We start from the raw sequence: 19665 nt of genomic DNA, 5'->3' as shown, positions 1-19665 counted from the left end.
GTTTTTCATCTTTCTCCCTCGCCCCTTCGGGGAGAGGGTAGGGGTGAGGGGTTTGACGAGGTTGCCCTCACCCTAGCCCTCTCCCAGCGGGAGAGAGGGGACAAGACCGGCCGCTCGGGCGGCAATTCGGCCGCGGCCTTGAGCTCGCGCTCGTGCCGCCACTCGACGACGGATTTGATGAGCAGGGTGACCAGCGCCAGCAGGGCCAGCAGCGAGGCCACGGCAAAGGCGGCGACGGACTGGTACTCGTTGTAGAGCACTTCCACGTGCAGGGGCATGGTGTTGGTCTGGCCGCGGATGTGGCCCGAGACCACGGACACCGCGCCGAACTCGCCCATGGCGCGCGCATTGCAGAGGATGACGCCGTAGATCAGGCCCCACTTGATGTTGGGCAGGGTCACGTGCCAGAAGGTCTGCCAGCCGGTGGCACCCAGCACGATGGCGGCCTGTTCTTCCTCGTTGCCCTGGGCCTGCATCAGCGGGATGAGTTCACGCGCGATGAAGGGGAAGGTCACGAAGACGGTGGCCAGCACGATGCCGGGCACGGCGAAGATGATCTTGATGTCATGCGCCTGCAGCCAGGGCCCGAGCCAGCCCTGCGCGCCGAAGACCAGCACGTAGATCAGGCCGGACACCACGGGTGAGACCGAGAAGGGCAGATCCACCAGCGTGGTCAGGAAGGCCTTGCCGCGGAACTCGTACTTGGCGATGGCCCAGGCAGCCATGACGCCGAACACGAGGTTGAGCGGCACGGCGATGGCCGCCGTGATGATCGTCAGGCGGATGGCGGCCCAGGCATCGGGCTCCTTGAGCGCTTCCCAATAGGCGTCCCAGCCCTTGCGCAGGGCCTCGGTGAAGACCGCGGCCAGCGGCAGCACCAGGAAGAGGAACATGAAGGCCAGCGCCACGGCGATCAGCGTGGTGCGCACCCAGGCCGGCTCAGAGATGGAGGATTTCTGCGGGGAACGCCGTGGAACCGGCTTGGCCGGGCCGCTGGCATTGTACGCAGGCGTAGAAGACGGTTGCGCATTCTGCGCCTGGCTCAGGAGTGTATTCATTTTTTCTGCCAGGCCTGCAGGCCGTTGATAAGCAGCAGCAGGACGAAGGAGATGACCAGCATGACCAGGGCCACGGCCGTGGCGCCGGCGTAGTCGTACTGCTCGAGCTTGCCGATGATGATGAGCGGCGTGATCTCCGAGACCATGGGCATATTGCCTGCGATGAAGATGACCGAGCCGTACTCACCTACCGCGCGCGCGAAAGCCATGGCAAAGCCGGTCAGCAGCGCCGGGGCGATGGAGGGGAAGATCACGTAGCGGAAGGTCTGCCAGCGCGTGGCGCCCAGGCTGGTGGCGGCCTCTTCGAGTTCCTTCTCCACGTCTTCGAGCACCGGCTGCACCGTGCGCACCACGAAGGGCAGACCGATGAAGATCAGCGCGACCACCACACCGGCCGGCTTGAAGGCCAGCTGGATGCCGTAGGGCTCCAGCAGCTGGCCGACCCAGCCATTGCCCGCGAGCAGCGCCGTGAGTGCGATGCCGGCCACGGCCGTGGGCAACGCAAAAGGCAGGTCCACCAGGGCGTCGACGATCTTCTTGCCGGGGAACTTGTAGCGCACCAGCACCCAGGCCACCAGCAGGCCGAAGACCACGTTGACCCCGGCCGCGATCAGCGAGGCGCCGAAGGTCAGCCGGTAGGAGGCCAGCACGCGCGGTGAGGTCACCGCCACCCAGAATTGCTCCCAGCTCAGCGTGAAAGTCTTGAAGACCAGGGCCGAGAGCGGGATCAGCACGATCAGGCTCAGGTAGAAAATGGTGTAGCCCAGCGTCAGCTTGAAGCCGGGCAGGACGCGCCGCGGCGCACGGGCCGTGAAAGGCGTCTGCGGCATGGCAAGTGTGGCTGTCGTCATTGGCTTGACTGCTGAGAGCGGGTCGAAGAGGGAGCGACAAAGGCCGGCAGAGGAGGGACGGTTTTCTTCATGCGGTTTCCAGCAAGCGCAGACTGCGCGCGCGCAGCGTCTGCGAAAAGCGACTGCAGCAAGGCCAGGCCCAATGGCCAGGGCCCGAAGCCGGACTCAAGGTTGATATGCCCCGCTCTGGGCAGACGCACGAACTCGCTGCCCCAGCCGCGTGCATAGGCGCCGGCCAGGCGGATCGGGCAGTAGGGGTCGTCAGTACTGGCGACCAGGATGCTTCGGTAAGGCAAAAGGCGGCTGGGAGCGGGCGCAAAATCGGCCAGCACGCTGCGCCGCTCGGGATCGGCCGGCGCCACCAGCAGGGCGCCCCGGATACGCGCGGCAGCTTGAGGCGGCAGATCGGTGGTGGTGATGCAGCCCAGGCTGTGCGCGGCGATGACGACCGGCCCGTCCTGCGACAGGATGATGTCGGTGAGCGACTGTACCCAGGCCGCACGGCGCGGATGCTCCCAGTCATCCTGTTGCACGCGCACGGCGCCGGGCCACTGCTCGGCCCACAGGCTTTGCCAGTGGCCGCTGGGCGAGTCACGCCAGCCGGGAACAATGATCAATCGGGTCATGCTTGCTTTCCTGTCGTCGGTCTCTGGATTCTGGGGACAGGGGCACGAATCTCAAACGAATGAATTCTTCTTTGCTTATTACTGCTTGATCATTGCCCCGGCCCGCCTCACTTGCGGCTGTAGATCTGGTCGAAGGACCCGCCGTCGGCGAAGTGCTCCTTGTCAGCCTTGGTCCAGCCGCCGAAAGCCTGGGCGATGGTGAAGAGCTTGAGCTTGGGGAACTGGTCCGCGTACCTGGCCTGGGCCTTGGACGAGATCTCCGGCCGGTAGAAGTTCTTGCCGATGAGGTCCTGCGCCTCCTCGGTGTAGAGGAACTGCAGATAGGCCTCGGCCAGCTTGCGCGTGCCCTTGCGGTCGGCGTTCTTGTCCACCACGGTCACCGGCGGCTCGGCCAGGATGCTCAGGGAGGGCGCCACCATGTCGAACCTGGTGCCGAATTCCTTTTCCAGCAGATAGGCCTCGTTCTCCCAGGCGATCAGCACGTCGCCCTGGGCGCGCTGGGCGAAGGTGATGGTGGAGCCGCGCGCGCCGGTGTCGAGCACGGGCACGTTGGCGTACAGCTTGGCGATGTACTCCTTGGCCTTGGCATCGCCACCGTACTTGCGCTTGGCCCACTCCCAGGCGGCCAGGTAGTTCCAGCGCGCGCCGCCCGAGGTCTTGGGGTTGGGCGTGATGACCTTGACGTCGGGGCGGATCAGGTCGTCCCAGTCCTTGATGCCCTTGGGATTGCCCCGGCGCACCACCAGCACGATGGTCGAGGTGTACGGCGAGGAATTGTGCGGCAGGCGCTTTTGCCAGTCGGCGGGGATCCAGCCGCCGTTCTTGTTCAGCGCATCGATGTCGCCGGCCAGGGCCAGCGTCACCACGTCAGCGTCCAGGCCGTCGATCACGGAGCGGGCCTGCTTGCCCGAGCCACCGTGCGATTGCTTGATGGTCACGTCCTGGCCGGTCTTGGCCTTCCACTGAGAAGCAAAAGCCTTGTTGATGTCGACATACAGCTCGCGCGTCGGGTCGTAGGACACGTTGAGCAGGGTGGCTGCAGACTGGGCCCAGCTGGCCAGGGCCGCCCCTGCCAGGGTGAGGGCCAGCGAAAGCTTGATAAAGTTGCGGCCTTGCGTCATGTTTCTTCCTTTCCAAAAACCATGTGTTTGCGGTGAAAATGATTCTGAAGAGACATGCTCAAAACCGGAACCAATAAGATTTCATTTGCTTATTACCAAAAGAGGGCCTGAGCAAGTCCCGCACGGCGCGACTTGCTCAGGCCCTCCTTCAACATCCGAACACTGAAAGAAGCTGCATATGGCACGCATGGTCAACTGCATCAAGCTCGGCAAGGAAGCCGAAGGCCTGGACTTCCCGCCCTACCCGGGCGAGCTGGGCAAGCGCATCTGGGAAAGCGTCAGCAAGGAGGCCTGGGCCGCCTGGCTCAAGCACCAGACCATGCTGGTCAACGAGAACCGCCTGAACCTGGCCGATGCGCGCGCGCGCCAGTACCTGGCCCGTCAGATGGAGAACCACTTCTTCGGCAGCGGTGCCGACGCTGCGGCGGGTTATGTCCCGCCCAGCGCCTGAGCGTCCCCCTTCCCCGTGAACGACGCGGCGCGCACTTTGCTGCCGCCGCAAGCGGCCGGCCAAGCGGCCTGGCGCGTACTCGACACGTGCTTCGATGCCGCACGCCTGCTCAGACTCTGGCGGCTCTGGCACAGCGACGTACAGCGCCCCCGCATGCTGCACCTCGTCGCGCTGACCGCTGCGCCCCCCTCCGTTCCTGCACTGCAGGCGGCGGCCCAGCCGGAACAGAAGGCCCTGGTCGATGAACTCACCGCACAGTGGAGCGGCCTGCTGCCCGGCATGCACCGCCTCTCGCTGGCGCAAGGCCGGCTGCAGCTGACCCTGTGCGTGGGAGAGCTGCAGCCGCTGCTGCGTGAGCAGCAGTTCGAAGCCGACATCGTCTTTCTCGACGGCGCCCAGCCCTGGGATCGCTGGAGCCTCAAGACCCTGACGCGCTGCTGCCGGCGTGGCACGCGGCTGGCCTTCGACGCGCTGAAGCCTGACATCCACAAGCTGCTGCGCGAAAGCGGCTTCGTGCTGGCGCCCGGTCACGCGCGCTACGAGCCGCCCTGGGAACTCAAGACCAGCCGCGAAACCCTGCGCATCGAGGCGGCCTCACCCGGTGCCTGCGTGGTGATCGGCGCGGGCCTGGCCGGCGCCAGCGTGGCCGCCGCCCTGACCCGGCGCGGCTGGCAGGTGCAGGTGCTCGATGCCGCGCCCGAGCCGGCCGCCGGCGCCTCGGGCCTGCCCGCCGGTCTGCTGGTGCCCCATGTCTCGGTGGACGACAGCCCGCGTTCACGCCTCACACGCGCCGGCCTGCGACTGACACGCGCAGAAGCGCAGCGACTGCTGCAGGCCGGGCAGGACTGGGACAACTGCGGCGTGCTGGAGCAGCGCCTGGACGGCCACACCGGCCTGCCCGCCGACTGGCCCGCCGAGGGGCGGCAGATCACGCGCTTGGCCCCCACGGGGACCGAACCCTGGCGCTCCGGCATGGCGGCCGTGCCGGCCCTGTGGCACGCGCAAGCCGCCTGGATCCAACCCGCACGCCTGGTACAGGCCTGGCTGAAGCAAACGGGTGTGGCGTTCCGCGGCAACGCCAGGGTGGAGGGGCTGCAACGCGCCGGCGCCCAGTGGCAGCTGCTGGACCGCGAAGGCCGCATCCTCACCGGCGCCAGCCACGTGGTGCTGGCGAATGCCGCCGATGTCCCGCGCCTGCTGGCCCCCCTGGGCCTGGACGCCTTGCTGCCGGCCTTGCGGGAGATGCACGGTGTCGTCAGCAGCGGCCTGCGCCAGCCAGGCGATGAAAGTGCCCTGCCGCCTTTCCCCGTCAATGGCCTGGGCAGCCTGATCCCGTCCGTGCCCACCGAAAACGGCCTGGCCTGGTATGCCGGCGCAACCTATGAGGACGCAACACAGCCACCCGCACCGGCCAGCGAGCACCATCCGTTGAATTTCGAGAAGCTGCGCACCCTGCTGCCGGCCGCAGCGCAGTTGCTGGCCCCCTCCTTCGCCCCCACTGCCGCGCGCGGCTGGGGCGGCACCCGCTGCGTCAGCGCCGACCGCCTGCCCCTGGTCGGTCCGCTCGAAGAGGGCACTCAGCCCACGCTGTGGATCAGCGCCGCCATGGGTTCACGCGGCCTGAGCTTCGCCATGCTCTGCGCCGAACTGCTGGCCGCCCGCCTGGGCGCCGAGCCCTGGCCCGTGGAAGCCAGCCTGGCGCGCGCGCTGCATGCGCGACGTGTCGACTGAACTTTTGTAAATTCGAGCCCGACCTTCTTTTGCTCGTCAATCGTCTTCTTTTTCGGTGGCAAGTCCGTAACAGCCCGCACCTCTTGGCTCTGGACACCTACCTCAGCTGCCCCGCCAGCAACCTCGCCACATGCACCGCCTCGCACTGCGCACCGTCGGCGATCTGGTGCCGGCAACTGGTGCCGTCCGCCACGACGATGGCATCTGCCTTGGCTCGTACAGCAGGCAGCAGCGCCGCCTCGGCCATCTGCATGGAGACCGCGTAGTGCTCGGCCTCGTAGCCGAAGCTGCCGGCCATGCCGCAGCAGCTGGATTCGATGAGTTCGGGTTGGGCGCCGGGGATCCATGACAGCACCTCCATCACGGGCGTGATGGCGGCGAAGGCCTTCTGGTGGCAGTGGCCGTGCAGCAGCACGGGCTGGCTCACAGGTTTGAGTTTGGCCTTGAAGGCTTCCAGTCGGCCGGCCTTGGCCTCGCGGGCCAGGAACTCCTCGAACAGGAGCGCCTGTTTGGCGATGGCCTGCGCGGGTTCGCCCAGGCCCATGACCAGGAGTTCGTCGCGCAGGGTCAAGAGGCAACTCGGCTCCAGGCCGACGATGGCGATGCCTTTTTCGGCAAAGGGCAGCAGGCTCTCCACCACTTCGCGCGCTTTCATCTTGGCCTGGTCCACCATGCCGGCGGAGAGGAAGGTGCGGCCGCAGCAGAGGTGCTTGCCGTCCTGCTGCACCTTGGTCGCCACGTGCACGGTGTAGCCGGCGGCCTGCAGCACCTGCAGCGCGGCGTGGGCGTTCGCTGATTCGAAAAATCCGTTGAAGGTGTCGACGAAAAGCACCACGGGTTTGGCGGCGGCCAGCACTTCCTTACGGCTGACATTCACGATCCGTTCGGGCTGAGCCTGTCGAAGCCCTTCGACAAGCTCAGGGCGAACGGATACAGACTCGGGGCTAACGGTTCCGAGTTGGTTGAAGAAATGCTTGCGCTTCCACTGCGGCAGGCTGCGCTTGGCCGAGAAGCCGAAGAGCTTTTCGCTGAGCTGGGCCATCAAGGGAACTTTGTCGCGCAGGTTCAGCAGGGGTGCGATCCTCGCGGCATGGCGCGCGTAGTCGGGCAGCTGACCGACGAGTTTGTCTTTGAGCGTATGGCCGTGTCTGGCCTTGTAGTGCTGCAGAAACTCGACCTTGAGCTTGGCCATGTCCACGCCCGTGGGGCAGTCGCGCTTGCAGCCCTTGCAGCTCACGCAGAGATCGAGCGCCTCCTTCACCGTTTCGAGCGTGCCCTCACCCCACCCCTCTCCCGGAGGGAGAGGGGGTGAAGACAGGCGCTCGCTCCCTCTCCCCTTGGGAGAGGGCTGGGGTGGGGGCAGGCCTTCGAGCTGGCCGCTGAGCGCCAGGCGCAGGGTATTGGCACGTCCTCGTGTTGAATGGATCTCGTCGCGCGTGACGCGGTAGCTCGGGCACATGGTGCCGGCGTCGAACTTGCGGCAGTGACCGTTGTTGTTGCACATCTCCACGGCCTTGGCCAGGCCCTGGGCCGGGTCACCACCCGTGCCGGGGGCGGTGGTCTCTTCGGTCACCGGGTCGGCCTGCACGTTCCAGGCACTCCAGTCCAGCACGGGCTGGATGGGCACCACCTTGTAGCCGGGCGGGAAGCGCATCAGCGTGGTGTCGTCCATCCGGGGCGGCTTGATCATGCGCTGGGGGCTCAGCAGGTTCGCCGGGTCGAGGTACTCCTTGATCTGGGTGAAGGCTTGCGTGAGGCGCGGGCCAAACTGCCATTCGATCCACTCACCGCGGCACAGGCCGTCGCCGTGTTCGCCGCTGTAGGCGCCTTTGTACTTGCGCACGAGTTCGCTGGCTTCCTCGGCGATGGCACGCATCTTCCGGGCGCCGTCACGGCGCATGTCCAGGATGGGGCGCACGTGCAGCGTGCCCACCGAGGCGTGTGCGTACCAGGTGCCGCGGCTGCCGTATTTGCGGAAGACCTCGGTGAGCGCGTGGGTGTACTCGGCCAGATGCACCAGGGGCACGGCGCAGTCTTCGATGAAGCTCACGGGCTTGCCGTCGCCGCGCAGGCTCATCATGATGTTGAGGCCGGCCTTGCGCACTTCCCACAGGTTTTTCTGCGACGCGTCGTCCAGCATCTCCACCACGCTGCCGGGCAGTCCCAGCTCGCCCATCAGGTCCACCAGTTCCTTGATCTTGGGCGCGATGTCGGCCTTAGCCGCGCCGGAGAACTCCACCAGCAGCACGGCCTCGGGCTTGCCGCCCTTGATGGCGGGCGAGAGCGCGGTGCGTATGGTGGGCGCGAAGGCCGGGTTCTTCAGGGAGAGCTCGATCATGGTGCGGTCGACCAGCTCCACCGCCGTGAGCGCCCCGCCCTGCATGTGGTGGCCCAGCTTGACGATGTGCTGGGCGCTGTCCATGGCCTGGTAGAAGCTGGGGAAGTTCACCACGCCCAGCACCTTGGCGCGCGGCAGTTCGCTCAACTGCAGGCACAGCGAACGCGTGAGCGCCAGCGTGCCTTCGCTGCCCACCAGCAGGTGCGCGAGGTTGACCGAGCCGTCGCTCGTGTACGGTTTCTCGTTCTGGTTGTGGAAGATGTCCAGGTTGTAGCCGGCCACGCGGCGCAGCACCTTGGGCCAGCGGGCCTCGATCTGGTCGCGGTGCAGGCCGGCCAGGCCGCGCACGAAGTCCCCGATCTGCCTCACACGGCCGCTGGCGGCATCGAAACGGCCGAAGTTCAGCAAGTCACCATCGGCCAGCCAGGCCTGGGCGCCGATGACGTTGTGCACCATATTGCCGTAGGCGATGGAGCGGCTGCCGCAGGAGTTGTTGCCGGCCATGCCGCCCAGCGTGGCCTGCGCGCTGGTGGACACGTCCACCGGGTACCAGAGGCCATGTTTTTTCAGATCGGCGTTCAGGTGGTCCAGCACCAGGCCGGGTTCGACCCGCGCCGTGCGCTGCCCGACATTGACGTCGAGGATCCTGCGCATGTGTTTGCTGTGGTCGATGACCAGCCCCGCGCCCACCGTCTGGCCGCACTGGCTGGTGCCGCCGCCGCGCGGCACGATGGGCACCTTGAGATCACGGCAGATGTCGATGGCCATGCGCACGTCGGCGGCCTCGCGCGGCAGGAACACACCCACGGGCATGGCCTGGTAGATGGAAGCATCGGTGGCGTAACGGCCGCGGTCGGCCGGACTGAACAGCACCTCGCCTTTCGTCTCGGCGCGCAGGCGCGCGGCCAGGCGGCCGGCGACTTCGTTGCCGAGGCGGGAGACGGTTTCGTAGATTTGGTTCATCGCAGGAATCGGATTTATCCCCTCTCCCCCTGGGAGAGGGTTAGGGTGAGGGCAAGGCCCGCCACGGTGCAGCCCTCACCCCTGCCCTCTCCCAGAGGGAGAGGGGGTTGAAGAGAAGGCTGTCGCGGTGCGCATCTGTTCAATCACCACATCACGCTTGTGGCCCAGGTGGGCGACGAGTTCGGCGCGCAGAGCCGCACTGTCGCGTTTTTGCAGGGCCTCGATCATGCGGTCGTGCTCCTGCATGGCGCGTGTCCATTTCTCGCCGTCCTGGTTGGAGCGGAAGCGCAGGGCCTGCAGGCGGGCGTTGACCTGGTTGTAGGTGGCGGTCAGCACGGGGTTGCGCGCCGCGGCGTTGAAAGCGCGGTGGATGGCGGCGTTGAGCCGGTAATAGGCCGAGAGGTCGCGCCGCGTGTAGGCGGCCTTCATCTCGTAGTGCATGGCCTCGATCTCGGTCAGTTCGTCGGGCGTGATGCGCTGGGCCGCCAGCTCGCCGGACAGGCCTTCCAGGCCGGCCATGACTTCGAAGGTGTTCAGGATGTCGTCTTCACCCAGCTGCACGGCGATCGCGCCGCGGTTGGGCAGCAGCTCCACCAGGCCCTCGGCGGCCAGGGTCTTGATGGCTTCGCGCAGGGGCGTGCGCGAGACCTTCATCTGCTCGCACAGTTCGCGCTCGTTGAGCTTGGCGCCGGGCGCGATCCGCCCCTCCACCAGCAGCAGGCGCAGGCGCTGGGTCACCTGCCCGTGCAGGGCCGTGGGCATGCTCAGGATTTCGGCCATGGTTATGCTTTGTATTCAAAAAGATCGTGATTTCTGGCGATTTTAGGGTCTTTCTGGTTGACAAACAAATTTTGTATGCAAAAAATGCCTCTGTTATTTTTCTCTTATATGCCATGCTGAGCACTGACTTCCACCCCACCGGCCGCCATTTCCTCCAGATTCCGGGCCCCTCCCCCGTGCCGGAGCGCGTGCTGCGCGCCATGAGCCTGCCCACCATCGACCACCGCGGCCCCGAATTCGGCGTGCTCGGGCTGAAAGTGCTGGCCGACATGCAGAAGATCTTCCAGACCAGGCACCCGGTCGTCATCTACCCGGCCTCGGGCACCGGCGCCTGGGAAGCCGCGTTGAGCAACACGCTCTCCCCCGATGACCATGTGCTGATGTACGAGACCGGCCACTTCGCCTTTCTCTGGAACCGCCTGGCCACGCGCCTGGGTCTGAAAGCCGAGGTGCTGGCCCTCAGCGGCACCGACAACGGTGTGCCCGCGAGCTGGCGCCGTGGCGTGCAGGCCGAGCTGATCGAGCAGCGCCTGAAGGCCGACACGGGCCACAGCATCAAGGCGGTGTGCGTGGTGCACAACGAAACCTCCACGGGCGCGACCAGCAACATCGCCGCCGTGCGCCGCGCCATCGACGCGGCCAGGCACCCGGCCCTGCTGCTGGTGGACACCATCTCGGGCCTGGCCGGGGCCGACTACCGCCACGACGACTGGGGTGTGGACGTTTCCATCAGCGGCTCGCAAAAGGGCCTGATGCTGCCGCCGGGCATGAGCTTCAACGCTGTCTCGCCCAAGGCCATCGAGGCCAGCAAAACCGCCAGGCTGCCGCGCAGCTTCTGGGCCTGGGACGAGATCATCGAGATGAACAGATCAGGTTACTGGCCCTACACGCCCAACACCAACCTCATGTACGGTCTGAGCGAGTCGGCCGACATGATCCTGGGCCAGGGCCTGGAGGCCGTGCTGGCACGCCACCAGCGCTGGGCCGCGGGCGTGCGCGCCGCAGTGAACGCCTGGGGCCTGCCCATCCAGTGCGCCGATGCCGGTGTTTATTCACCCATCCTGACCGGCGTGATGACACCCGAGGGCGTGGACGCCGACGCGATCCGCAAGATCATCTACGAGCGTTTCGACTGCTCGCTGGGCACGGGCCTGGGCAAGGTCAAGGGCCGCATGTTCCGCATCGGCCACCTGGGCGACAGCAACGACCTGACGCTGATCGGCACCGTGGCCGCCTGCGAGATGGGCCTCAAGCTCGGCGGCGTCAGGCTGGCCGGCTCGGGCGTGCAGGCCATCATGGACTACTACGCCGGCCACCCGGCAGCCGTGCCGCAGCGCAAGGCTGCCTGAGTTCGGGCTGAGTCTGTCGAAGCCCGCGTCCGAAGAGGCGTTTCGACAAGCTCAACGCGAACGGTTCAAGCAGCGAGATTTCTACAACGACCCGAGGAGACACCCCATGAAACGCAGAACCTTCGTCACCGCCACCGCCGCCACGCTGGCCGCCCCCATGATCAAGGCGCAGACCCTGCCCGGCGGGCCGGTGCGCATCATCGTGGGCTTCGCCCCGGGCGGCGGCACCGACGTGCTGGCCCGCATCGTCGGCCAGAAGCTGCAGACCCTGTGGAACACCACCATCGTGATCGAGAACAAGGCGGGCGCCTCCGGCGTGATCGCGGCCGACTATGTGGCCAAGGCCCCGGCCGACGGCAACACCCTGCTGATGGCCCACATCAACAGCCACGCCCTGGCCCCCGGCCTCATGCCCAAGCTGGGTTATGTGGTGGAGCGCGACTTCACGCCGCTGACCCTGGTGGGCGTCACGCCCAATCTGCTGATCGCCAACACCGACCTGCCGGCCAGGACCGTGGCCGACGTGGTGGCGCACTGCAAGGCGCAGCCGGGCAAGGTGAGCTTCGGCTCGGCCGGCCAGGGCTCGGCCCAGCACCTGGCCATGGAGTCCTTCAAGCTCGCCGCCGGCGTGGATGCGCTGCACATCCCCTACAAAGGCTCGGGCCCCATGCTGGTGGACCTCATCGGCGGCCAGATCCAGTACTCCTTCGACACCATGACGGCGGCCACCCCGCACGTCAAGAGCGGCAAGGTGCGCGCCATCGCGCAGACACGCGCCAAGCGCGCCTCGGGCCACCCGACGGTGCCGACCATGATCGAGGCTGGCTTCCCCGGCTTCGAAGCCACCACCTGGTATGGCCTGGTGGGCCCGGGCAAGCTGCCCTCGGCCATGGCCCAGCGCATGAACGAGGACATCAACAAGGTGCTGGCCATGTCCGACGTGAAGGAAAAGCTGGACCAGTACGGCGCCGAGGACGGCGGCGGAACGGCCCAGCAGTTTGCCGACTTCATCCGCAGCGAACAGCAGAAGTGGGCCAAGGTGATCAAGGACGCCAAGGTAACTGTAGAAAGCTAACCCCCGAAAGGTGCCGCACGACGTGCGGCACCTCTCCCCCCTTTCAGGGGGCGACGCCCGTGGCCCGGCCGAGCCGGTTCCACGGCGTCCCTCGAATGAACCCCGCAGACCTTCGTACCCGCTACAGGGCATCTTTCCCATGAACGAATCAGGCCAGGTCACTCTGCGCATCGAGGCCGGTGTGGCCTCGGTGCTTTTCGATCGCCCCCAGACGCGCAATGCGATGACCTGGGCCATGTACGAACAGCTGATGGCCATCTGCCGCCAGCTGCGTGAGGACCGCTCCGTGCGTGTCGTCACCTTCCGCGGCGCGGGGGCTGAGGCCTTCGTGGCCGGCACCGACATCGCGCAGTTCCAGAACTTCCGTTCCGGCCCACCGGGCGGCGAAGACGGCGTGGCTTACGAGCAGAAGATCGACGCCTGCATGGAGCTGCTGGGCAACCTGCCCATGCCCACGGTGGCCGTGGTCGAGGGCTGGTGCGTGGGCGGCGGTCTGGCCATCGCCACGGGCTGCGACTTCCGGCTCGCCACACCCGCCTCGAAATTCGGCGCGCCCATCGCCAGGACCCTGGGCAACTGCCTGTCCATGGCCAACCTGGCCCGCCTGAGCGCGGCCTTCGGCACGCAGCGCCTGCGGCGCATCCTGCTGCTGGCGGAGATGATCACGGCCGACGAGGCCCTGGCCTGCGGCTACCTGCAGGAGGTCTGCGCCCCCACCGAGATCGATGCAGCCGTGCAGCGCCTCACGGGCAAGCTCGCCGCCCTGGCGCCTGTGACACAGCGCGTGAGCAGGGAGGGCCTGCGCCGCCTGACGGTGCACAGCCTGCCCGCCGATGCAGACCTGATCCGCGCGGCCTATGGCAGTGCGGACTTCCGCGAAGGCATCGCCGCCTTCGTCGAGAAACGCCCCCCGGCATGGAAAGGACAGTGATGGCAAACCAGAAGCAGAAGGCAGGCCCCCTGGCCGGCCTGCGTGTGCTCGAACTCACGCAGATCATGTCCGGCCCGACCTGCGGCCAGCTGCTGGCCGACATGGGGGCCGACGTCATCAAGGTCGAGAAGCTGCCCGGCGGCGATGACGCGCGCGCCTACCGCGACCCGCTGGTCAACGGCGTCTCGGCGCCCTTCATGATGATGAACCGCAACAAGCGCGGCATCGCCATCGACCTCAAGCACGAGGACGGCCGCGCCATCCTGCTGCGCATGGTCAAGGACGCCGACGTGCTGGTGGAGAACTTCCGCGGCGGCGCCATGGACAAGCTGGGCCTGGGCTACGAGGTGCTCAAGGCAGTGAACCCCGGCCTGATCTACTGCGCCATCACGGGTTATGGCCTGGACGGTCCTTACGCGGGCAAGGGCGGCTTCGATCTGATCGCCCAGGGTTTCGCCGGGCTCATGTCCATCACGGGCGAACCCGGCGGCGCGCCGGCCAAGAACGGCAACGCGGTCTCGGACATGAATGCCGGCATCCTGGGCGCCCTGGGCATCGTCGCAGCCTATGTGCACAAGCTCAAGACCGGCGAGGGCCAGATCGTCGACACCTCGCTCAGTGATGCGGCCCTGCAGCAGCTCTACTGGCACGCCGCCATCTTTTTCGCCACGGGCAAGTCCAGCGCGCCCACGGGCTCGGCCCACATCCTGACCGCCCCCTACCAGGCCTTCGAGGCCAGCGACGGCTGGATCAATGTCGGCGGCGCCAACCAGGCCAACTGGGAGCGCATCGCCGAGGTGCTGGGCCACCCCGAATGGCGCGAGGACCCGCGCTTCAAGACCAACAGCGATCGCATGGCGCACCGCGAGGAACTCGTGGTCCTGATGAACACCGTGCTGCGCACGCGCACGCGCGCCGAATGGCAGGCCGCCTTTGATGCGGCCGGTGTGCCGGCCGGCCCCGTGCACACCGTGGGCGAGGCCCTGAGCCACCCGCAGACCCTGGCGCGCGGCATGGTGGTGGAACTGGACCATCCCCAGGCCGGGCCAACCCGTGCCCTGGGCTGCCCCATCCATTTCTCGGCCACGCCGACCCGGATCACCCGCCCGGCCCCCCTGCTGGGCGAGCACACGCGTGAATTGCTCAAGGAGTTTGGTTTCAGCGATACACAGGTGGATGCGTTTATAGGTAATAACGCTATAGCCGAAACCTGATCAATCCGTCAACATATAAGCAGTCGCAAGCCTTGGCGACGCCTCCATTAGTGGGTGCTTATGCGTATAAAAAAAGCGGCGCTGCTCGTCGCGTTGGGAATCATTTGGCATGGCAGTTTGATGGCCCAGACCGCCTGGGTCGTCGGCCAGTCTGCGCCCCTGAGCGGCAGCAATGCCGTGTTCGGCAAGGACATCCGGGACGGCGCCCAGGCCTATTTCAAGTCCGTCAACGCCCAGGGTGGCGTCAATGGCGTGCCCATCGAGCTGATCACCCTGGACGACCAGAACCAGCGCAAGATCGCCGGCGAGAACACCGCCAAGTTGCTGCAGAACCGCAACCTGGTGGCCCTCTTCGGCTACGCCTCGGCCACGCTGAGCCTGGACGCCATGCCCCAGGCCGAGAAGGCCGGCACACTTTTCTTTGCCCCCTTCTCGGGCGCCAACCCGGTGCGCAAACCCAGCCCCGTGGTCCACACCCTGCGCGCCTCCTATGGCGACGAGCTGGAAAAGATGCTTTCCTTCTGGACCGGCCTGGGCATGAAACAGGTGGTGGTGGTGCACTACGACGACGAGGTCGGCGTGCAGAACCTGGGGGTGGTCAAGGACTACCTCGCGCGCCAGGGCAAGCAGCCACAGGCCTTCGCGCTGGAACGCAACGCCAAGATCGACGATGCCCGCTTCAATGAGCTGGTGGCCCTCAAGCCCGACGTCATCATCAACACCGTGCTCTCCGGCCCGGCCGCCGAGATCAGCAAGCGCCTGGTGGCCAGGGGACTCTACGTGCCCATGTCCAGCCTGTCCTTCGTCGGCGCGCAGCAGTACATCGACGCGGCCGGCGACGCCGGGGCCGGTGTGTCCATCTCCCAGGTGGTGCCCAATACCTCAGCCTCGCTGCCCGTCATCCGCGAGTGCGGCAAGGCCCTGCAGGACAGCGGCATCACCACGCCCATGAACAGCACGCACCTGGAAGCCTGCATAGCCGCCAAGGTGCTGACCGAAGCCATGCGCCGCAGCAAGAAACCGGGCGACCCCAAGGCCCTGCTGACCGCGCTGCGCTATCTGGGCAGCTACGACACCGGCGGCTTCACCGTGAGCTACGGGCCGGACCAGAACCACGGCAGCAAATACGTGGAGCTGGGCATGGTCGCGCGCGGCGGCAAACTGCGCAGGTAAGCATGTTTCTGCAACCTTTGCTTACACCGTCGTACGACTGCACACAAGTGTTTCGGTTTCAGGCCTAGCCCTGAAACATCTCCATGGTTCACCATGGAGTCATATTGCAATCCATGGAACAAATCATGAAAATTCGACACTTCAAGCACACGACGGGCCTCGCGGCGCTGCTGTGTGCGCTGGGCGGTTTGCTGCACGGTGCAGCACAGGCCCAGGCCGCCTGGATCGTCGGCCAGTCGGCCCCACTCTCGGGCAACAACGCCGTCTTCGGCAAGGACATCCGGGACGGCGCCCAGGCCTGGTTCAAGCTGGTCAACAGCCAGGGTGGTGTCCACGGCAGCCCGGTCGAACTCCTCACCCTGGACGACCAGAACCAGCGCAAGATCGCCGGTGAAAACACCGCCAAGCTGCTGCAGACCAAGGGCCTGGTGGCGCTGTTCGGCTACGGCTCGGCCACGCTGAGCCTGGACGCCATGCCCCAGGCCGAGAAGGCCGGCACGCTTTTCTTTGCCCCCTTCTCGGGCGCCAATCCGGTGCGCAAACCCAGCCCCGTGGTCTACACCCTGCGCGCCTCCTACGGCGACGAACTGGAGAAGATGCTGACCTTCTGGATGAGCCTGGGCATGAAACAGGTGGTGGTGGTGCACTACGACGACGAGGTCGGCGTGCAGAACCTGGGCGTGGTCACCGAGTACCTGGTGCGCCAGGGCAAGACGCCCAAGGCCTTCGCCCTGCAGCGCAACGCCACGATCGACGCGGCCAAGATGAATGCGCTGGTGGCCCTGCAGCCAGAGGTCATCATCAACACCGTGCTGTCCGGCCCGGCCGCCGAGATCAGCAAGCAGTTGTCCGCCCGCGGACTCTACGTGCCCATGTCCAGCCTGTCCTTTGTCGGCGCGCAGCAGTACATCGACGCCGCCGGGGCCGCCGGCGCCGGGGCCTCGATTTCCCAGGTGGTGCCCAATACCTCAGCCTCGCTGCCCGTCATCCGTGAATGCGGCAAGGCCCTGCAGGACAGCGGCATCACCACGCCCATGAACAGCACGCACCTGGAAGCCTGCATAGCCGCCAAGGTGCTGACCGAAGCCATGCGCCGCAGCAAGAAACCGGGCGACCCCAAGGCCCTGCTGGCCGCGCTGCGTCATCTCGGAAGTTACGACGTCGGTGGCTACACGGTGCACTACGGACCGGAACAGAACCACGGCAGCAAGTTCGTGGAACTGGCCATGGTCACGCGCAATGGCCGACTGCGCAACTGAGTTTCCAAAGGGGTATGAGGGCATTGCAAAGGGCGCCGGTGGCGCCCTTTTTTTTGCCCTTGAGTTGCCACGGACTCAGGCCGTGATCTCGCGTGCCGTGATCTGGTACCTGAAGGCGTCAGGCGAGTAGGAGTCCAGGCGCTCGTCGCCGGTCTCGGCCACCGGGTACATCAGGAAACCGAGCTTGGGGCCCTGGCTGCCGGGCAGGGCCACGTCGTGCGCCATGTTCCAGGCCAGCCAGTTGCCTTCCCAGCCGCCGAACAGGGCCGCATTCAGGGGCGCCACCACGGGGTGACTCGTGTCCTTGATCCACTCGGCTGTTTCCAGGCGCATGACCTTGGCCACGTCGGCCGGGTCCATGGCCACCCAGCCGTAGTCCTTCAGGTACACCTCGGCGCGGCAATGCTGCGCGCCCTTGAGGCTGGCCGGGTTGCCGCCGAGCTCCTTGTAGCCGAAGGCCGAGGGCGCCAGGCGCAGGCCGTAGACGTCACGGGCGGGCAGACCCACGGCACGGCACATGCCGACGAAGATGGCATTGAGGTCGGCGCACTTGCCGCCCAGGTTGCCGGTCTCCAGCATGGCCTTGATGTCGCCCTCGCCGCAGCCGCGCACCTTGGGCTCACGGTAAGTATTGGTGACCACCCAGTTGTAGATGGCGCGCGCCTTGTCCACATCGGTCTTGGCGCCACGCGTGGCTTCAAGCGCGGTCTTGCGCACGATGCCATCGGTGGGCAGCAGGGCCGTGGGCCGGGTCCAGAACTGGAGATTGGCGGCGGCTTCGGGCACAGGCTTTTTCGCGGCCCAGTTGACGGCGCGGCTGTTGGTCTGGATGCGGGTGGTGAGTTCGACCCAGGGGGTTTTCTCGCCGGGGGCGAACACCACGTGCAACAGACGCGCGCCGTAGACCGCGTCGCTGCTCATGCGGGTGGCGCCATTGCTGGCATAACTGCTGTCCAGCGAACGCTGCCAGTCGGTATCGACCGAGGGCACCGGCAGCCAGACGCTGGTGGCGCCTTCGGCCTGCTGGACGTCGACGCGGGTCGTCACCTCGAAAATGCGCCAGGCGCCGGGGCGGGGATGGAACTGGCGCTGCGCCGGCGCGGTCTGGGCCAGGCCCAGGGCCGGCAGGGTGTAGGCGGCCGACAGGCCTGCCGCGTTCTTCAAAAAGGTTCGACGTTCGTCGGTCATCAAGAGCGCTCCGTCATGGTGTGGAAACCGCCGGCGGGGCAGGTCAAGTTGCCTCACAACAGCATGAACACGATGGAAATATCGTGCTGCCCAGATTACCGGGTCCATCTCACCCCGGAGTAATCCCCGAGCTTGACCCCACGAGCCTTGGGGTATATTGATCGCCACACCCATGAGAAAGCTGCAGGAGACCTACAACACGATGGAGCAGACAGGGCCCATGCCCGTCAGTCGCGGTGTCCTCCTGCGCGACATGGACGGCGCCCCACCCGAACGCCTGTGCCATGCCATCCTGGAACGGCTCGCCGCCAGCGAACTGGCCGCACGGGTGCACGCCGAAGCCGGCGAGGACGGCGCAGGCCCCTGGCTGCGTCTGTGGCTGGACCACAGCAGCACACAGGCCTGGGCGCCGGGCCACGACACCATGGATCTGGCCCGCACCCTGGGCCTGCGCACCCAGGACAGCGAAGCCGATCTGCAGCGCGAAATCCTGCTCACCCTGCTGATGAGCCCGACCGGCCTGGACATTCCCAGCGTGGACGAACTGGAATCGGCCATCCACATCCGCCGCAATATCGTGCGCGCCGCGCGTCGCACCACCCTGGCCTTCGAAACCGATGCGGCCGAACGCCCGCAGGACTGCTGGACCTACCACGAAGACAAGGGTTTCACCCTGCTGCCCGGCGTGCCCCTGATCGACGCCCTCATCAAGACCACGCAGCCCGCAGTCTCGGACCGGCTCTATTCCTTCTCCTGCTACCGCGCCACCGAGTACGTGACACTGCTGGGCATTGCCCAGGAGCTGGCGCGCAGCAACACCGAGCTGTTCGAGCGCCTGCAGGGCGTCTGGCGCCAGCGCGCCATCATGTCCGAGGAGTTCCACACCGTGTTTCTGCGCGAACAGGGTTCGATGGAAGCACCCGTGCCGCCCCTGTACTACGTGCCCGGCGACCGCGTCTGGTTCCGCAACCCCGACGAAGCGTCGGCCGACGCCTGCGGTTTCGAGGGCTCCTGGGTCATGTACCTGGGCGGCGGCCTGTTCACCAACTTCTGGAAGCAGCAGCAGCCCTACACCCTGACCGACAAGTGCGTGGAAATCTACCACTGGCGCAACGGCCTGTACCGCGACGAAAAAGGTGAAGTGCGCATCGACGAGGAACGCATCAAGCCCCTGATCGCCGCCACCCTGGCCAATCCGGTCGAACTGGCGCGGATCATGGCGTGCATGACCCGCTGGCGCGAGCCGCGCGGTGTCTACACCGAGGCCGGCGGCTGCATGGACACCACCCGCGAGTTCGCGCGCTGGGTGCGTCCGGGCACCAGCGACATGCCCATCCCCAGAACCTGAGCGTCACGCGCAGACGCATGCAGGTGCGGCACACCTTCGTCGACGGCCTCACGAAGCCCCGCACCGGATGGCACCGACTTTCGGCGGATGGCTCTGCGACTACGCCCGCACGACGGTCCATTTTTTCGGGGTGCCGGGAGGTTTTCTCGCCGTGCTGCGGCCCTGACCCGCTTGTGGCTCGATGATGAATCTGTGCCGCCCCCCGAGAA

General features: G+C 66.6%; 16 protein-coding genes. 9 read left to right on the top strand and 7 right to left on the bottom strand.

Features of this window, described 5'->3' with window-relative positions; translation table 11 throughout:
• Window positions 1–5: 5 nt before the first annotated feature.
• The 4 genes from cysW to ACYVH8_RS02280 all read right to left on the bottom strand — a co-directional run bounded on the left by cysW (window position 6) and on the right by ACYVH8_RS02280 (window position 3656).
• The gene (gene cysW, locus ACYVH8_RS02295) at window positions 6–1058 is read right to left on the bottom strand and encodes a sulfate ABC transporter permease subunit CysW (RefSeq protein ID WP_460487261.1); all 1053 of its coding nucleotides are present in this window, start codon (window positions 1056–1058) and stop codon (window positions 6–8) included.
• The gene (gene cysT, locus ACYVH8_RS02290; protein WP_460487260.1) at window positions 1055–1909 is read right to left on the bottom strand and encodes a sulfate ABC transporter permease subunit CysT; all 855 of its coding nucleotides are present in this window, start codon (window positions 1907–1909) and stop codon (window positions 1055–1057) included. Before cysT ends, cysW begins: the two co-directional genes overlap by 4 nt.
• On the bottom strand, window positions 1906–2535 hold the full coding sequence (locus ACYVH8_RS02285; RefSeq protein WP_460487259.1) for an RBBP9/YdeN family alpha/beta hydrolase: 630 nt from the start codon (window positions 2533–2535) through the stop codon (window positions 1906–1908). Before ACYVH8_RS02285 ends, cysT begins: the two co-directional genes overlap by 4 nt.
• Window positions 2536–2642: 107 nt before the next feature.
• Window positions 2643–3656, bottom strand: coding sequence for a sulfate ABC transporter substrate-binding protein (locus ACYVH8_RS02280; protein ID WP_460487258.1), 1014 nt, complete (start codon window positions 3654–3656; stop codon window positions 2643–2645).
• Window positions 3657–3834: 178 nt separating this feature from the next.
• Between ACYVH8_RS02280 and ACYVH8_RS02275 the strand changes: the two genes are divergently transcribed.
• Together ACYVH8_RS02275 and mnmC1 are read left to right on the top strand one after the other, a co-directional pair.
• Window positions 3835–4107, top strand: coding sequence for an oxidative damage protection protein (locus tag ACYVH8_RS02275; RefSeq protein ID WP_057676056.1), 273 nt, complete (start codon window positions 3835–3837; stop codon window positions 4105–4107).
• A gap of 15 nt (window positions 4108–4122) precedes the next feature.
• Window positions 4123–5838 (top strand): FAD-dependent 5-carboxymethylaminomethyl-2-thiouridine(34) oxidoreductase MnmC1, encoded by a 1716-nt coding sequence (mnmC1, locus tag ACYVH8_RS02270; protein WP_460487257.1) that lies wholly within the window; start codon window positions 4123–4125, stop codon window positions 5836–5838.
• 97 nt (window positions 5839–5935) lie between these two features.
• On the opposite strand, the gene ACYVH8_RS02265 is transcribed toward mnmC1, so the two are convergent.
• Window positions 5936–9139 (bottom strand): FAD-binding and (Fe-S)-binding domain-containing protein, encoded by a 3204-nt coding sequence (locus ACYVH8_RS02265; protein ID WP_460487256.1) that lies wholly within the window; start codon window positions 9137–9139, stop codon window positions 5936–5938.
• Between the two features lie 75 nt (window positions 9140–9214).
• The gene (locus ACYVH8_RS02260; RefSeq protein ID WP_460487255.1) at window positions 9215–9919 is read right to left on the bottom strand and encodes a GntR family transcriptional regulator; all 705 of its coding nucleotides are present in this window, start codon (window positions 9917–9919) and stop codon (window positions 9215–9217) included.
• A 113-nt stretch (window positions 9920–10032) separates the two neighbouring features.
• On the opposite strand from ACYVH8_RS02260, the gene ACYVH8_RS02255 reads away from it, so the two are divergent.
• From ACYVH8_RS02255 to ACYVH8_RS02230, 6 genes are all read left to right on the top strand, one after another.
• On the top strand, window positions 10033–11268 hold the full coding sequence (locus ACYVH8_RS02255; RefSeq protein ID WP_460487254.1) for a pyridoxal-phosphate-dependent aminotransferase family protein: 1236 nt from the start codon (window positions 10033–10035) through the stop codon (window positions 11266–11268).
• A gap of 106 nt (window positions 11269–11374) precedes the next feature.
• The gene (locus ACYVH8_RS02250; RefSeq protein ID WP_460487253.1) at window positions 11375–12343 is read left to right on the top strand and encodes a Bug family tripartite tricarboxylate transporter substrate binding protein; all 969 of its coding nucleotides are present in this window, start codon (window positions 11375–11377) and stop codon (window positions 12341–12343) included.
• Between the two features lie 139 nt (window positions 12344–12482).
• Entirely contained in the window at window positions 12483–13274 is a 792-nt protein-coding gene (locus ACYVH8_RS02245; protein ID WP_460487252.1) for an enoyl-CoA hydratase/isomerase family protein, read from the top strand.
• Window positions 13274–14488 (top strand): CaiB/BaiF CoA transferase family protein, encoded by a 1215-nt coding sequence (locus tag ACYVH8_RS02240; protein ID WP_460487251.1) that lies wholly within the window; start codon window positions 13274–13276, stop codon window positions 14486–14488. Before ACYVH8_RS02245 ends, ACYVH8_RS02240 begins: the two co-directional genes overlap by 1 nt.
• 120 nt (window positions 14489–14608) lie before the next feature.
• Entirely contained in the window at window positions 14609–15661 is a 1053-nt protein-coding gene (locus tag ACYVH8_RS02235; RefSeq protein WP_460487250.1) for an ABC transporter substrate-binding protein, read from the top strand.
• A 125-nt stretch (window positions 15662–15786) separates the two neighbouring features.
• Window positions 15787–16920: an ABC transporter substrate-binding protein gene (locus tag ACYVH8_RS02230; protein ID WP_460487249.1), complete on the top strand. Its 1134-nt coding sequence runs from the start codon at window positions 15787–15789 to the stop codon at window positions 16918–16920.
• A 75-nt stretch (window positions 16921–16995) separates the two neighbouring features.
• On the opposite strand, the gene ACYVH8_RS02225 is transcribed toward ACYVH8_RS02230, so the two are convergent.
• Window positions 16996–18108 (bottom strand): transglutaminase-like domain-containing protein, encoded by a 1113-nt coding sequence (locus tag ACYVH8_RS02225; protein ID WP_460487248.1) that lies wholly within the window; start codon window positions 18106–18108, stop codon window positions 16996–16998.
• 172 nt (window positions 18109–18280) lie between these two features.
• On the opposite strand from ACYVH8_RS02225, the gene ACYVH8_RS02220 reads away from it, so the two are divergent.
• Window positions 18281–19456, top strand: coding sequence for a hypothetical protein (locus tag ACYVH8_RS02220; protein ID WP_460487247.1), 1176 nt, complete (start codon window positions 18281–18283; stop codon window positions 19454–19456).
• The last annotated feature ends 209 nt before the right edge of the window (window positions 19457–19665 follow it).

The sequence above is a fragment of the Curvibacter fontanus genome (assembly GCF_054780335.1).
This window is presented reverse-complemented; position numbering and strand designations above follow the sequence as displayed.